We start from the raw sequence: 14,394 nt of genomic DNA, 5'->3' as shown, positions 1-14,394 counted from the left end.
CGGCGGGCGGCGGGCGGCGGGCGGCGGGCGGCGGGCGGCGGGCGGCGGGCGGCGGGCGGCGGCGACGTCAGCCCGCCAGATGCCCCAAGTCGTTCCAGCTCTCCAGGGCCGGCTCCCCGTACGCCCATCCCAGCACCGACAGCGACGTCGGGTTCAGCCGTATCCGCGCCGCGAAGTCCAGCGGCAGCCCCAGCCACCGCGCCCCGATCGACCGGAGTACGTGCCCGTGGGCGAAGACGAGGACGTCGCGGTCCGTCTCACGCGCCCACGCCACCACCTCGTCCGCGCGCGCGGTGACGTCGGCCGTGCTCTCCCCCTCCGGGACCCCGTCCCGCCAGATCAGCCAGCCGGGCCGGACGGCCTGGATCTCGTCCGGCGTCATGCCCTCGTACGCCCCGTAGTCCCACTCCATCAGCGTGTCCCAGGTCCGGGCGCGCTCGCCGAAACCGGCGAGTTCGCAGGTCTCCCGCGCGCGGACCAGCGGGCTGGTGCGCACCTCGACCCCGGGCAGTCCCTCCAGCGGTGCCCGGTGCAGCCGCTCGCCGAGCAGCTTGGCGCCGCGCCGGCCCTCCTCCAGGAGCGGCACGTCGGTCCTGCCGGTGTGTCTGCCGGACAGCGACCACTCCGTCTGTCCGTGCCGGGCCAACAGGATGCGCGGTGCCATGAAGAGGCCTTTCCGGGAGATATGTCGGAGGAGACGCCTCCATCATCGCGCACACCGCGCTCGGGCAACCCGGCGGGCGATGTGGGCGTCTTCCAGGTCCGAGGGTGCTCCACGAAGCGGGCGCACGAAGGCCGTAGAGTGGCACGCCCGTGTCCGTCCGAGGCGCGCGCGAGAAACGAAGGGGGAGGGCGATCGGATTGCCGCACACCGAGACACCGGGCACCGAGGCTGCCCCGAAACCTCGGCCGCGCTGGTGGACCGAGCTGCCGCTCATCGTCCTCGTGTACGCCTGCTACTCCGCGGGCCGCCTCCTCGTCCGGGGCGACGTCTCCGACGCGGTCGACCACGGCCTGGCCATCCTGCGCATAGAGAAGGTGCTCTTCCTCAACGCGGAGCACCCGCTCAACGACCTCTTCACCAACAACCCCTGGATCGGCATACCGGCCGACTTCTGGTACGCGTCGCTGCACTACGCGGTCACCCCGGCGATCCTGGTCTGGATCTTCCGCTCGCGCAGCGTGCGCTACCGGGCCGCCCGCACCTGGCTGCTGACGTCCACGTTCATCGGCCTCATCGGCTTCACCCTGCTGCCGACCTGCCCGCCCCGGCTGCTGGACGCGAGCCACGGCTTCGTCGACACGATGGCGCAGTACAGCTCGTACGGCTGGTGGGGCGCCGAGGCGAGTGCGCCGCGCGGCCTGGGCGGGCTGACCAACCAGTACGCGGCCATGCCCAGCCTGCACGTGGGCTGGGCCGTGTGGTGCGGCGTGATGCTGTGGCGCTACGGCGGGACGCGCACGGCGAAGGTGGCCGGCGTCGTGTACCCGCTGGTGACCGTGATCGTGGTGATGGGCACCGCGAACCACTACTTCCTCGACGCGGTCGCCGGCGCGGCCGTGATCGGCGCGGGGCTGGTGCTGACGCCGTTCGTGCTGCGGACCGCGGACCGGGTACGGACTCGGTTGGTGACCCGTTTCGCCCCCGCCTCGCAGGTCCCGGCAGGCACGGGTTCCACGATTGTCAGTGGTGGATGCCAGACTTCCGCGGGTGAGCGATTTCCACGGCAGCGCGAGCAGCGGTTCGGAGCGGGAGCCGAGCCGGACCCCGCCCCCTCGGACGCGGGGGACGAGACTCCGGCACCGGCTCGCTGAGCTGCGCGGGCCCGACGTACCGGCCAAGGCGCTGGACGCACGCGCCCTGGCCGCCCTCGCCGCCAACCCCGGGTGCCGTCGGCGCGCGATCCTCGACGGTGCCGGGGTGGACAAGGGTTCGCTCGCGAGCGCGCTGGGCTCGCCGTCGGTCTTCGGACAGTCGCAGTTCGCCTTCACCCGGGGCAACGCCTTCGAGGCCCGGGTCAAGGCGGACGGCGGCGCGGAGCTGCTGCGGCTCGTGCACGAGAAGCTGGACCGGGGCGCCGAGCCGCCGGCCGGCGCGCACGTACCGGACCTGTCCGCGACCGGCCCCGAGGGCCGTGCGGCCCGCACCTCGCTGGCCCTGCGGGAGGCCACCGGCACACCCGGTACACCCGGTACACCCGGTACACCCGGTACACCCGGTACACCCGGTACACCCGACAGGCCTGGCACGCCCGGCACGTGGACACTCCTCGACCACCCGATGCTCGCCCTCGACGTCGCCGGCTCCCCCGCCTTCCTGGAGCCGGACGCCGTCGTGGTGCACCCGGACGGCAGCTGGACGGTCGTCGAGATCAAGTCCTTCCCCATGCTGGACGGCTCGGCCGACCCGGCGAAGGTCGGCGCCGCCGCCCGGCAGGCCGCGGTGTACGTGCTGGCCCTGGAGCGGGTCGCCGCCCGGCTGGATCCCGCCCCGCGCGTACGCCACCGAGTGCTCCTCGTCTGTCCCAAGGACTTCTCCAACCTGCCCACCGCGTCCGCCGTCGACGTGCGCAAGCAGCGCGCGGTCACCGACCGCCAGCTGGCCCGCCTGACCCGCATCGAGGACATCGCCGACACGCTCCCCGAGGGTGTCTGCTTCTCTCCCGAGCTGCCGGCCGAGGAGCTGACGGCCGCGGTCGAGTCGGTTCCGGCGGCGTACGCGCCCGAGTGCCTGTCCGCCTGCGAGCTGGCCTTCCACTGCCGCGGCCGGTCCCGCGAGGCCGGCGCGGTGACCTCGCTGGGCCGCTCCGTACGGGCCGAGCTCGGCGGTCTGTCGACGGTGGAGGACGTGCTGGCGGCGGCTCACGGGGAGGCCGGCGATCCGGACGACCCGGCGGTGGCCGCCCTGCGCCGGGCGGCCCGCCTACGGGTGGAGGCGCTCGCGACGGCCGGCATCGGGACCGGCGGCAGCCACAGCGACAGCAGCGGGTTCGGCGGCGGCGGATCCGGCGGGATCGGGGTGGCCGGGTGTCACTGATCACCACGCTCGCCCGCCTGGAGGCGGTGCGCACCGGCCGTGCCCAGCCCGCCGCCACCGTCCGGCACCGGCACCTGTCCGACCGTCCGCTGGTCTTCGTACCGCTGATCACCGCCGGTGAGGCCGGTGCCCCGCTCGGCGCGCTGGTCGGCACCGACCGGGACGCGCCGCGTCTGCTGGTCGTCCCGCAGCCCCGCGACCGCGACCTGCGCTCCGCGTTCCTGGCAGAGCTGGCCGGCATCGTGCTGCCGCACGTCGAGTCGTACGCCGACAGTGTCGAGACCGCCGAGCGCACCGAGACCGACCCGGAGACGGGCAAGCGGGTCAAGGTCGAGGTCGACCTGTGCGCGGACGCCGCGCAGCTGGTCGTGCCGAGCCGGGCCGGTATCGACTTCGTGCGGCTGCTGGGCCGGTCGATGCGGTTCCGGCGTACGGCGGAGGAGGACCCGGAGACACCGCACCCCGCGCCGCCGAGGGTGCCGCTGCTCGGCCGGTGGCTGACCCACTACGGCGAGCGGGCCCGGGTCCCGGGCTCCTCCCTCCTGCTGGCCATGACCGACCTGCTGGGCCGGCAGTGGGCGACCGGGCAGTCCACGCTGGAGGACCAGCACCTGGGGGCGCTGCTGGCCTGGATCGCACCGGAGGCCGACGGTGCGGGACCGACCGGCGCGCAGGCCGCGCACCGTGCGGAACTCGCCCGCGACGCCGACGGCCAGCTGCTGTGCCCGCCCGCGGGCCCGGCCACCGACCCGGCCTTCGACAACAGGCTGCTCGCCCCCGCCATCGAGCGTTACGACCGTGCCCGCACCGCGCTCGCCGCCGCCGAGGACGGCCTGGCGGCCGACGAACGGCTCGGCGCGCTCCGTGCCGCCGAGCGGGAGATCCGCGCCCTGGTCGAGAGCCGTACGCGGCCCACCTGGGACACGGTGTGGCGGGGCCTGGACCTGCTGCGGGAGCTGCCGGCCGGCGCGCATGTCGAGGACCGCTGGACCCGCGACCGCTGGTCGTTCACGTCCCACCGCGACCGCGTCCTGTCCGGCGAGCCTCCGCAGCCGCGCCGCGACGACGCGGTGACCGCGGCGAACAAGCTCGCCACCCGCGAGCGCGAGCAGGCCCGGCTGGAGGCCCAGGAGGCGCTGGACGATCCGCTGGTGATGGCCGGGCGGCGGCTGTCCGGTGAGGCGTTCACCGGTGAGGTCACCGACGTGGTGATGGCGTACAGCGAGAGCAAGCGGCCCAGTCCGCGCCCGCTGGTCACGGTCCGCACGGACGACCGCCCGCACCTGGGTGAGCGGGTGAAGGTCTACCGGTCGCTGGGCGGCAAGCCGCAGGCCGCGGAGTACGTCGGACCGGCCGGCGGGGGTGGGTCCGAGGACGGGGACGGGGACACGGACGAGGGCGCACTGGTCCTGCGGATCGTCGACAGGATGGGCCGCGGCAAGGAGCCGGAGGCCGGGTCGGTGCCGGAGAAGGGCGACCGGGTCTGCTTCACCCTCTTCGAACACGAGCAGCGGGGCGGGGCGAAGCTTCCCGACCCGGATCAGACCCCGTGGACGCACGGCGGCCCGCCCGGCGAGACGGCCGCCGTACCGGAGGCGGCCGACGCCCAGACCGAGGAGGACGTCCTGTGACGGCCGAGGCCACCACGCCCCCCGTCGAGCGGTCCGCCGCCACGGTCTTCGACCCGGGCGCCGAGGCCGCCCGCGCCACCGCCGCGATCCTCCACGACACCCTGCACGGCACCGAGCGCGGTGTCGTCGTCGACTCCCCGCCCGGCGCCGGCAAGTCCACGCTCGTGGTGCGGGCGGCGCTGGAGCTGGCCGAGGCCGGCCATTCCCTGATGGTCGTGGCGCAGACCAACGCCCAGGTCGACGACCTGGTCCTGCGCCTCGCCGAGAAGGACCCCGACCTGCCGGTGGGCCGTTTGCACAGCAGTGACGCCGACCCGTACGACAAGGCACTCGACGCGCTGGCGAACGTGCGCAAGTCGGCGAAGGCCGCCGATCTCGCCGGGCAGGCCGTCGTCCTGTCCACGGCCGCGAAGTGGGCGCACGTCAAGGTGGACGAGCCGTGGCGGTACGCGATCGTCGACGAGGCGTACCAGATGCGCTCGGACGCGCTGCTGGCGGTCGCCGGGCTCTTCGAGCGGGCGCTGTTCGTGGGCGACCCGGGTCAGCTGGACCCGTTCTCGACCGTGGGCGGCGAGCAGTGGGCGGGCCTGTCGTACGACCCGTCGGCGTCCGCGGTGACGACACTCCTCGCCCACAACCCCGCGCTCCCCCAGCACCGGCTGCCGGTGTCGTGGCGCCTGCCGGCGTCGGCGGCGCGGCTCGTCTCCGACGCGTTCTACCCGTACACGCCGTTCCGCAGCGGCACGGACCACGGCGACCGGGCCCTGTCCTTCGCGGTGGCGTCGGACGGATCGGGCCCCGACCAGGTGATCGACGAGGCGGCCCGCTCGGGCTGGGGCCTGCTGGAGCTGCCCCGGCGCCACACTCCGCGCACCGACCCGGAGGCGGTGCGTGCGGTGGCGACGGTGGTCCGGCGGCTCCTGGACCGGGAGGGCGCGGCGACGTCCGAACGCTCCCCCGACCCCGCCCCGCTGACCGCCGGCCGCATCGCCGTCGGCACGGCCCACCGGGACCAGGCGGCGGCGGTACGGGCCGCGCTGGCCGACCTCGGGGTGACCGAGGTGACCGTAGACACGGCGAACCGGCTCCAGGGCCGCGAGTACGACGTCACGGTCGTCCTCCACCCGCTGTCCGGCCGCCCCGACGCCACCGCCTTCCACCTGGAGACGGGCCGTCTGTGCGTTCTGGCCTCCCGGCACCGGCACGCGTGCATCGTGGTCTGCCGGGAAGGGGTGGGCGAGCTGCTGGACGACTATCCGTCCACGGAGCCGGTCCAGCTGGGCACGCTGGTGAAATTCCCGGACGGGTGGGAGGCGAACCACGCCGTCCTCGCCCACCTGGCGGAGCACCGGGTGGCCTGGCGCCCCTGAACGACGCCCCAGCAACCGCCGGACGGAGTCCGGCACACCGCCGAAGGCGGCCAACGGTTACAGCCCGGACGGGTGGGAGGCGAACCACGCCGTCCTCGCCCACCTGGCGGAGCACCGAGTGGCCTGGCGGCCCTGACGCAGGCACCACGCGCAACTATCCGCGGAGGCGAGCGGGGAGGGGCGGGGGGCTCTCTCCACGGCGAGGACTATCTGGTGCTTTTGTCCTTGGGGCGCTCATCTGAGAGGTGTGTGAACAGTTTCGCCGAAAAGTTCACGGCTGCGGGCTGCTGGGTGGGGGGTGGGCGTGGGCGATCCGGGTCGCGAGCCGGTGGATCAGCCGACGGGCCGTTTCCGGACCGACGACTTCGATGTGGTCGCTGAACTGGAGCAGCTGCCGTACACCGTCGAGCTGGTCGTACGCGACGGTGATCTCGACCCGCCCGTCGTCCCCCCGGGCGCTCGCCGTCCGGAACCGGGAGCCCAGGACTCGGCGCGCCATGTCGAGGCAGTCGGCGTCGAGGTGCGCCGTGACGACTACGTGCCGCTGCCGGTCCTCCAGTTCCTCGCTCAGCTCCCGCGCGGTGCCGGCGAGGTCGGCACCGGGTCGCAACCCGCGGTCGGTGTCGAGCAGGGTCCAGCGCTGGAGACGTGCGAGCGCGAACATGCGTGGCCTCCCTTCACGGTCGGCCACGAGGTACCAGCGCCCGGCCCGCTGCACGAGCCCGTACGGGTCGACCACCAGGTCCCGCACGGTCGCGCTGCCGCTGTGCCGATAGCCGATGCGCAGCCGCCTGGCGGTGCGCAGGTCCCGGACCAGGCCGGCGACGTCGGGCACGGGCGCGGGGTCGTCGAACCAGGGCCGGTTGTCGACCGCGACCACGTCCGCCAGGGACAGCGGCAGGTCGTCCCGGGCGGGCGGCGGCGACCGGCGTGGCGTGAGCTTGCGCAGGGCCGACCGGGCGGCCGCTTCGCCGCCGAGCTGGCGGGCCCGGTCCAGATCGAGTCCGACCGCCCGCAGCAGGTCCGCCTCGCCGGTCGTCAGCTTCGACAGGTCGACCTGGTCGCCGGGCAGCAGGCTGATACCGCCGTACTTGCCCCGCTCGGTGATGACGGGGATGCCCGCGTCGAGGAGCGCCCGCACATCGCGGAGGACCGTTCTGGCCGAGACCCCCAGCTCCTCGGCCAGTGACTCGGCGGTGGTCCGCCGACGTGTCTGCAATGCCGTGAGGAGCTCGATCAGGCGTTGCGGTCGACTCACGCGCCGACCCTCCTCACCTGAACGCTCACCTGAACACGACAGACCGTGTCATGTTCTCGGGCGAGGCTGACACCGACGGCCGGACCCGGCCCGCTCGGAAGGAGACCCGACACCGTTCTACGCCGACCTGTTCGACATCGAGCCGGTCATGACCACCCCGCGCTACGTGCCGTTCGAGGTCGCCCCGGGCGTGCTGTTCGCGCTCTGGAGCGGCCGCGCGGACCGGGTGTCACCATCGACGCCGCGTACCTCGGAGGTCGGTCTCATGGTCCCGGGCTCCTCGGCGGCCATCGACGACATCCACGCCGCGTGGACCGCCAAGGGCGTCACCGTGGTCGAACCACCGCACGACGAGGTCTTCGGCCGCACCTTCGTCGTCGCGGATCCGGACGGCAACCTCATCCGGGTATCACCCGTTGACTGACCGGCACCCGCTTCACGAGGTCCACGTCACGGCGGTCGGTGCGGTATCCAGTTGGCACCACACGTATTTTCCCCGGTTGCCCTCGCGTGCCAGCGGCTGCCACCCCCACACGTCGGCACAGGCCCGGACCAGCGCCAGACCCCGCCCGTCCTCCCGGTCCGCGTCCCGGTCGAACGACTCCGGCGGCTGCGGCGGCGTCGGGTCCGCGTCCCAGGCTCCGATGCGCAGCACGCCCGCCGCCCAGCGCACCCGCAGGGCGGCGGGCCCCTTGGTGTGCCGTACGGCGTTGGAGACCAGCTCCGTCGCCAGCAGCTCCGCGACGTCGACCAGCCGGATCAGTCCGTGCATCGTCAGGATCAGCCGGAGGGTCCGGCGGCAGACGGTGACGGCACGGGGGTCGTTCGGGATGTAGAGGGAGTACTCCCACGGATCGTTTTCAGGCATGCCGGGCCCCTTCGGGGATGTGGAGTGGTGTGCGGCGGGCGCCGGTGTCATTGCCGCCCCGCCACGGCAGGACGGAACGGTGCGCTTCCAGCGCCCCAACATTGCGCCGAGTACGCGTCGCGTCACCGACGGTAGGTCATAGATTTATTACTCAGCAAGCCCATCGCGTAACGTTGCCCCGAACGAGCCGCCTGCGGGCATCCGTTGAGCGAGGAGGAAGTCGTGCCGCCGAGACGCACGCCCACAGCACGTCAGGAGCGCCTGGGGGCCGAACTGAGAAAGATGCGGGAAGCCGCGGGGCTCAAGGCAACCGAGGCGGCAGCCCTTCTCGGCGTGAACTCCGTCCAGATCAGCCAGATCGAGTCCGGAATCGCCGGAGTGAGCGAGGAACGCCTACGGCGCCTCGCAGCGCATTACGCCTGCTCGGACGAAGAGTTGATCTCGGCGCTGGCCGCGATGGCGACAGACCGCACGCGCGGTTGGTGGGAGGAGTACCGGGGCTCACTGCCCCACTCGTTCCTCGACCTCTCGGAGTTGGAGCATCACGCGTCCCTCCGCTGGGACGTGGACTTCCTGCACGTCCCCGGACTCCTCCAGACCGAGGATTACGCTCGCGCGCTCTTCCACTACGTGAACCCCCGGTTCTCGGAGGGTGAGGTGGAGCGCTGGGTGGAGCACCGCATGAAGCGACGGGGCATCATCGAACAGCCGCAAGCCGTTCCGTACGAGGCCGTCATCCACGAAGCCGCCCTGCGCATCAAGGTCGGCGACAGCGCGGCGATGAGGACTCAGCTCGACCATGTCCTGGACCTCTCCGCTTCCGGCCACGTCACCGTGCGCGTCATCCCCTTCACGGCGGAAGGCTTCGCCGGCGCCGGAAGCGCCATGGTGTACGCGGGCGGCCCCGTCCCCAAGTTGGACACTGTCGTTCGCGACACCCCTCACGGCACCGTCTTCGTCGACGCCGAAGCTCAGCTGAGTCACTTTCGAACACTGTTCCATAAGGTGGGAGAAGCCGCGTTGGAGCCCGAGCTTTCCCGTGACTTCATCCACAAGCTGACGAAGGAGCTGTAAGCCCAGATGGTGACCCCCCGCACATGGAAGAAGTCGTCCTACTCGGGCGGTGGTGAGGGCAACGCCTGCGTGGAAGTGGCCCACCGCCACCCCCACATAGCCGTCCGCGACTCCAAGGCCCCCACCCGGGCCGTGCTCACCTTCCCCGGCCCCGCCTTCACCGCCTTCCTCAACGCCCTCAAGCCCCCCACCGGGGAATAACCGGAGCCCCCCTCCTGTTACGCCGCGCAGCGACCCGCAGCGACCCGCAGCGAATGACACGACACAGGAGGCTCCCCACCATGCCCGCAGACGCCGCAGAGGAGATCCGGGGCACGGCCCACGGCACCGCGCCCGTCCCCCTCTCCGTACTGGACCTGGTCACCGTCGGCGCCGGCCGTACCGCCACCGACGCGCTGCGGACCAGCGTGGACATCGCACGCCTCGGCGAGGCCCGCGGTTTCCACCGGTACTGGGTCGCCGAGCACCACTCCATGCCCGGCGTCGCCTCCTCCTCACCCGCGGTGATCCTGGCCCACCTGGCCGCCCACACCGACCGCATCCGGCTCGGTTCCGGCGGCGTCATGCTGCCCAACCACGCGCCGCTCGTGATCGCGGAGCAGTTCGGCACGCTGGAGGCCATGGCCCCGGGCCGCGTCGACCTCGGCCTCGGCCGCGCTCCCGGGACCGACGGGGCCACCGCCGCCGCCCTGCGCCGCACCGACCGTCTCAACGAAGGCGCCGACGACTTCCCGCAGCAGCTCGCGGAGCTGATCCGGTTCCTGGACGACGACTTCCCCGACGGTCACCCGTACGGGCGTATCCACGCCGTGCCCGGCCCCGTGCAGGCGACCAGCCCCGGCGGCGTCCAGTCCCCGCACCGGCCGCCGGTCTGGCTGCTCGGTTCCTCCGGTTTCAGCGCGCGGCTGGCCGGCACTCTCGGGCTGCCCTTCGCCTTCGCGCACCACTTCTCGGCACAGAACACCGTCCCGGCGCTGGACCTGTACCGGGAGTCCTTCCGGCCGTCCGCCGTCCTCGACGCGCCCTACGCCCTCATCGGCGTCTCCGCGCTCGCGACCGACGACGCGAAGGAGGCCCGCCGGCAGGTGATGGCCGCCGCGCTGAACATGGTGCGGCTGCGCACCGGGCGCCCCGGGCTCGTACCGACGCCGGAGGAGGCCGAGGCGTACGACTTCAGCCCGATGGAGGAGGAGTTCGTGTCGTCCTGGAACTCCAACGTCATCCACGGGACCCCGGACGAGGTCCGGTCCGGCCTCGACGATCTCCAGAAGCGCACCGGCGCCGACGAGCTGATGCTCACCGCCAACGCCCACGGCGGCGACGTACGCCTGCGCTCCTACGAACTGATCGCCGACGCCTACGGTCTGCCGACGCCGGCCTGAACCCCGGCCGTGCCGCCGGCCGTGCCGCTTCCGGCGGGGCCCAGCAGCGCGGAGATACGATCCGGCGCCACCGGTCGGGAGTACAGCCAGCCCTGACCGGTGTCGCAGCCGATGCGGCGCAGGCGGGTCGCCTGGTCGGAGGTCTCCACGCACTCGGCGGTGACGGTCAGCCCGAGCCGGTGGGCGAGCTGGACCATCGCCTCGACGATGACCTCGTCGGCCGGGTTGGCCGAGGACCCGTCGACCGACACGTCGCCCGACGGGGCGGCGCCGGCGTCCGTCCCGGCGCCCTGGAGCCCACCGCCGTGGGCCCCGCTCTCCCCGGCCGCGCCCTCCCCGGCCGCGCCGTGTCCGAGCCCGCCCTCCCGGACCCCGTCGTACTGGAATCCCCGTACGAACGCGCCGTCCAGCTTCAGGACCGACACCGGCAGCCGGCTGAGGTAGGCCAGGTTCGAGTAACCCGTGCCGAAGTCGTCGATGGCGATGTGGACGCCCATGTCGCTGAGCGCCTTGAGGACCTGGAGGGGGCGGCCGGCCGAACCCATCACCGCCGACTCCGTCAGCTCCAGCTGGAGCAGGTTCGGGGCCAGGCCCGTCTCCTCCAGGGTCGCCGCCACGTCCGCCACCAGGTCCGAGTCCCAGACCTGGCGGACCGCCACGTTGACGCTGACGAAGATCGGCGGGTCGTCCGGGTGGGCGAGCTGCCAGCGTCGGGCCTGGTGGCAGGCCGTGCGCAGGATCCAGCGGCCGAGGGGAACGATAGAACCGTCCTCCTCCGCCAGTGCGATGAACCGATTCGGCGCCAATACGCCGAACTGAGGATGATTCCAGCGGATGAGCGCCTCGACGCCCCGCACCCGGCCGTCCTCCATGCCGACCAGCGGCTGGTACTCCAGGGCGAACTCGCCGCGCTCGATGGCCGGCCGGAGCGTGGCGGCGAGTGCCTGGCGGGTCATGCGGTTCGCGTTGCGCTCGGGGTCGAAGAGCGTCCACCGGGCCCTGCCGTCGGCCTTGGCCCAGTACAGGGTCGTGTCGGCGGCCTGCATCAGGGCGGTGGGGGTGGTGCCGACGATGTGGCGTTCGACGACGCCGACCGACGCCGTGACCGAGAGGCGGCGGTCACCGACCTCGAAGGGCTCCTGGAGGGCCGTCAGGACCGATTCGGCCAGGTCGGCGAGTTGGTCGGTGCCCGTGGAGTCCTCCACGAGGAGGGCGAACTCGTCGCCGCCGAGCCTGGCCACCAGCGGGGCGCCGGACCGGGCGTGCGCGGTGTTGTCCTCCGCGCACCGGGTGAGGCGTTCGGCCACGGCGGCCAGCAGCCGGTCGCCGACGCGGTGGCCGAGGGTGTCGTTGACCGCCTTGAAGCCGTCCAGGTCCAGGTAGCACACGCCGATCCGGCCGGTGCCGCCGTGCTCGTCCGACTCCGCCTCCAGTGCGGCCGTCAGGCGCTCGAAGAACAGCGCGCGGTTGGGCAGCCGGGTGACCGGGTCGTGCATCTGGAGGTGGCGCAGCCGGGCCTGGAGCTCGCGCCGGGCGCTGATGTCGGCGACCGACAGCAGCAGGCCGTCCCGCTCCTGACCGGACTCGGCCAGCGGCTCGAGGGTCACCTGCACCCACAGGGACTGCCCGTCGGCCCGTTTGAGCCGCCGGGTGCAGCGCAGCCGGGGCTGTCGACCCCGCAGCACCTCGCGGTACGCGCGCCAGGTGCCGGCGTCGGAGGCGAGGTCGACGAGGTCGGCCGCCGCGCGGCCGGCCAGCGTGGCCGGGTCCGTGCCGAGCAGGGTGCCCAGCGTGTCGTTGGCGCCGACGACCAGACCCTCGGCATCGACGACGGCCATGGCCAGGGGGGCGGCCGTGAACGCCGAGCGGTAGGTCGGGGGCCCCGCACAAGGAGTACGAGGTGCCAGGCATGTGTCACTCTCTGTGACGGCCGACCGGTCGAGGTCTGCCGCGGGCGCCGGCCCTTCGGAGGTTCCGTTCACCGCTCGCTCCCGCAGTGCCTCGATCTCTGCTCGTGCTCTGTTCGTGCTCTGTTCGTGCAGGAAAGTGTGCCGATCATAGAGGCTGCCACCGGGCCCTTCCAGCCGCCGTTCCGCGTTCGGAACCAAGTGATCTCTCCGACGGGTCGTTTCCGCTCACACCTGGACGGGTTCTACACGCCCCCGACCAGTTGTGACGTTCTGTGAGTGCCCTGGGAGCGGCGGGCAGGAGACCGCCGGTGGAATTCCGGGCGACTCACCCATCCGGTGCAGGCGAACAGTGCGTAGTACGACAAATATGCACAAGCTGAGTGCGGTGTCCCGTCAACCGCACCGGAGGTCCATGTGTCGCGCCAGCTCCCCCTGAGGCGACTTCCCCGGGAGGCCCTCAAGGGGCTCGGCGCGGACCGCCGGGCGGCGGGCAAGCACCGCTCCAGGCTGCGCAGCACGGCTGCGGTGTGCACCACGATGTCGGCGCTCGCCGCGACCTCCCTGGTCACCGCTCCCTCGGTCGCCGAGCCCTTCTCCCCCGAGCCCTGCGCGCTCCAGCGCACCGACGTGCACCACTCCGAGGGCCTGGACACCTGGAACGCCGCCTATCCGCGGCCCGTCCGCGCGCTGGACGCCGTGATGGTGTTCCTCTCCTTCCCCGACTCCCGGCCACTGACCGCGCCGGCCGAACTCGCCGCCGACCACTTCCCCGCCACCACCCGCTTCTTCCAGCGCGCCTCGTACGGCATGTTCACGCTCCGTCCGCATCCGCTGAGCACCTGGATCCCCATGCCGCGGCCGTCGACGGCGTACGACATACAGCGCGACTGGAGTGCCGAGCACCGGGCCGCCTACCTGCGGGACGCGCTCGACGCCACCGACCGGCGCGTCGACTTCTCCCGCTACGACGTCGTCTACTTCGTCGCCGACCCGGACGCGCCCGGCGTGGACTCGGACGCCACGAAGGTCGTCAACCTGAGCACCCCGATGCGGGCCGACGGCACCGACATCAGGCGGGTCGTCACGGTCTTCGAGAACCATCCGCCGGACCGGCTGGTCCTGGCCCACGAGACCGGGCACGTCTTCGACCTGCCCGACCTGTACCACCGGCCCGTCGACGGCGAGGGCGACTGGGACACCCACGTCGGCGACTGGGACCTGATGGGCAGCCAGTTCGGGCTGGCCCCCGACCTGTTCGGCTGGCACAAGTGGAAGCTGGGCTGGCTGCGACCCCGGCAGGTGGCCTGCGTGCGGGGCGGCGGGCCCACCCGGCTGACACTGGAGCCGCTGGGGGCGGGGCCGGGGGTGGTGGTGACGGGTACCGCCGGGGCGCCGGCCTTCGGTCTCGGCCGGGGCACCAAGCTCGCGGTGGTGCGCACCGGGGCGGACAGCGTGCTCGCCTTCGAGGCCCGGGGGCCGGTCGGCGACGACGCCGCCGCCTGCCGGGCGGGAGTACTGGTGTACCGGGTGCGCAGCGGGGCGGAGTCCGGCGACGGGCCGATCGAGGTGATCGACGCCCACCCGGACACCGAGGCCTGCTGGGAGGACTCGGTCTACCCCCCGCTCGCCGACGCCCCGGTGAGCCTCGGCGAAAGCTTCACGGTGCCGGGAGAGGGCGTACGGGTGGAGGTGGCGGGACGGACGGGGTCGGGGGCGTGGACGGTGCAGGTCACGCCGGGGCCGGACGGATGACCCCCCGACGCCTCTGAGCATGCGAGAAGGCCCCCCGCCTGGGCGAGGGGCCTTTTCGCCGTCTGTGCGCCGCCAGGGACTCGAACCCCGGACCCGCTGATTAAGAGTCAGC

Annotated in this window: 13 protein-coding genes; 9 read left to right on the top strand and 4 right to left on the bottom strand. The window is 73.0% G+C overall.

The genetic code is table 11. The features are described from left to right. Positions 1–67: 67 nt before the first annotated feature. Positions 68–664 (bottom strand): histidine phosphatase family protein, encoded by a 597-nt coding sequence (locus ABEA26_RS31255; protein WP_345596846.1) that lies wholly within the window; start codon positions 662–664, stop codon positions 68–70. 197 nt (positions 665–861) lie between these two features. Between ABEA26_RS31255 and ABEA26_RS31250 the strand changes: the two genes are divergently transcribed. Genes ABEA26_RS31250 through ABEA26_RS31235 form a run of 4 tightly spaced genes read left to right on the top strand, consistent with a single transcriptional unit; the run spans position 862 to position 6,038 of the window. Continuing rightward, positions 862–1,815, top strand: coding sequence for a phosphatase PAP2 family protein (locus ABEA26_RS31250; protein WP_345596843.1), 954 nt, complete (start codon positions 862–864; stop codon positions 1,813–1,815). Beyond that, positions 1,712–3,037 (top strand): hypothetical protein, encoded by a 1,326-nt coding sequence (locus tag ABEA26_RS31245; protein WP_425587925.1) that lies wholly within the window; start codon positions 1,712–1,714, stop codon positions 3,035–3,037. The genes ABEA26_RS31250 and ABEA26_RS31245 overlap by 104 nt, the downstream gene beginning before the upstream one ends. Further along, a complete protein-coding gene (locus tag ABEA26_RS31240; RefSeq protein WP_345596841.1) occupies positions 3,028–4,668 on the top strand; it encodes a hypothetical protein in 1,641 nt (546 codons plus the stop codon). The genes ABEA26_RS31245 and ABEA26_RS31240 overlap by 10 nt, the downstream gene beginning before the upstream one ends. Continuing rightward, a complete protein-coding gene (locus ABEA26_RS31235; protein ID WP_345596839.1) occupies positions 4,665–6,038 on the top strand; it encodes an AAA domain-containing protein in 1,374 nt (457 codons plus the stop codon). The genes ABEA26_RS31240 and ABEA26_RS31235 overlap by 4 nt, the downstream gene beginning before the upstream one ends. 271 nt (positions 6,039–6,309) lie before the next feature. Here the strand turns inward: ABEA26_RS31235 and ABEA26_RS31230 are convergent, their stop codons facing one another. Then, on the bottom strand, positions 6,310–7,296 hold the full coding sequence (locus ABEA26_RS31230) for a helix-turn-helix transcriptional regulator (protein WP_345596837.1): 987 nt from the start codon (positions 7,294–7,296) through the stop codon (positions 6,310–6,312). 127 nt (positions 7,297–7,423) lie between these two features. Here ABEA26_RS31230 and ABEA26_RS31225 point away from each other — a divergent pair, with 127 nt between their 5' ends. Next, the gene (locus tag ABEA26_RS31225; RefSeq protein ID WP_345596848.1) at positions 7,424–7,720 is read left to right on the top strand and encodes a VOC family protein; all 297 of its coding nucleotides are present in this window, start codon (positions 7,424–7,426) and stop codon (positions 7,718–7,720) included. Positions 7,721–7,732: 12 nt separating this feature from the next. On the opposite strand, the gene ABEA26_RS31220 is transcribed toward ABEA26_RS31225, so the two are convergent. Continuing rightward, entirely contained in the window at positions 7,733–8,164 is a 432-nt protein-coding gene (locus ABEA26_RS31220) for an ATP-binding protein (RefSeq protein WP_345596835.1), read from the bottom strand. Positions 8,165–8,386: 222 nt separating this feature from the next. Between ABEA26_RS31220 and ABEA26_RS31215 the strand changes: the two genes are divergently transcribed. From ABEA26_RS31215 to ABEA26_RS31205, 3 genes are all read left to right on the top strand, one after another. Further along, on the top strand, positions 8,387–9,238 hold the full coding sequence (locus tag ABEA26_RS31215; protein WP_345596833.1) for a helix-turn-helix domain-containing protein: 852 nt from the start codon (positions 8,387–8,389) through the stop codon (positions 9,236–9,238). A gap of 6 nt (positions 9,239–9,244) precedes the next feature. Next, positions 9,245–9,439, top strand: coding sequence for a DUF397 domain-containing protein (locus tag ABEA26_RS31210; RefSeq protein ID WP_345596831.1), 195 nt, complete (start codon positions 9,245–9,247; stop codon positions 9,437–9,439). An 80-nt stretch (positions 9,440–9,519) separates the two neighbouring features. Further along, positions 9,520–10,620 carry an LLM class flavin-dependent oxidoreductase gene (locus tag ABEA26_RS31205; protein ID WP_345596829.1) on the top strand — a complete coding sequence of 367 codons (1,101 nt, stop codon included), beginning with the start codon at positions 9,520–9,522 and terminating at the stop codon, positions 10,618–10,620. Here the strand turns inward: ABEA26_RS31205 and ABEA26_RS31200 are convergent. Next, the gene (locus tag ABEA26_RS31200; protein ID WP_345596827.1) at positions 10,596–12,602 is read right to left on the bottom strand and encodes a putative bifunctional diguanylate cyclase/phosphodiesterase; all 2,007 of its coding nucleotides are present in this window, start codon (positions 12,600–12,602) and stop codon (positions 10,596–10,598) included. The two genes, ABEA26_RS31205 and ABEA26_RS31200, sit on opposite strands and share 25 nt — an antisense overlap. A 342-nt stretch (positions 12,603–12,944) precedes the next feature. Between ABEA26_RS31200 and ABEA26_RS31195 the strand changes: the two genes are divergently transcribed. Further along, complete coding sequence (locus tag ABEA26_RS31195; protein ID WP_345596825.1) at positions 12,945–14,282, top strand: M6 family metalloprotease domain-containing protein; 1,338 nt, start codon at positions 12,945–12,947, stop codon at positions 14,280–14,282. Positions 14,283–14,394 lie beyond the last annotated feature (112 nt).

Source organism: Streptomyces marokkonensis (genome assembly GCF_039539045.1).
GTDB classification, from domain to species: Bacteria; Actinomycetota; Actinomycetes; order Streptomycetales; family Streptomycetaceae; genus Streptomyces; species Streptomyces marokkonensis.
The sequence above is the reverse complement of the archived record's forward strand: the minus strand, read 5'-3'. Positions and strand labels throughout refer to the sequence as shown.

Bases quoted from the DNA above. Each gene is read 5' to 3' on its own strand.
- ABEA26_RS31255 (WP_345596846.1), bottom strand. From the start codon at position 664: ATGGCACCGCGCATCCTGTTGGCCCGGCACGGACAGACGGAGTGGTCG.
- ABEA26_RS31220 (WP_345596835.1), bottom strand. From the start codon at position 8,164: ATGCCTGAAAACGATCCGTGGGAGTACTCCCTCTACATCCCGAACGAC.
- ABEA26_RS31210 (WP_345596831.1), top strand. From the start codon at position 9,245: ATGGTGACCCCCCGCACATGGAAGAAGTCGTCCTACTCGGGCGGTGGT.
- ABEA26_RS31205 (WP_345596829.1), top strand. From the start codon at position 9,520: ATGCCCGCAGACGCCGCAGAGGAGATCCGGGGCACGGCCCACGGCACC.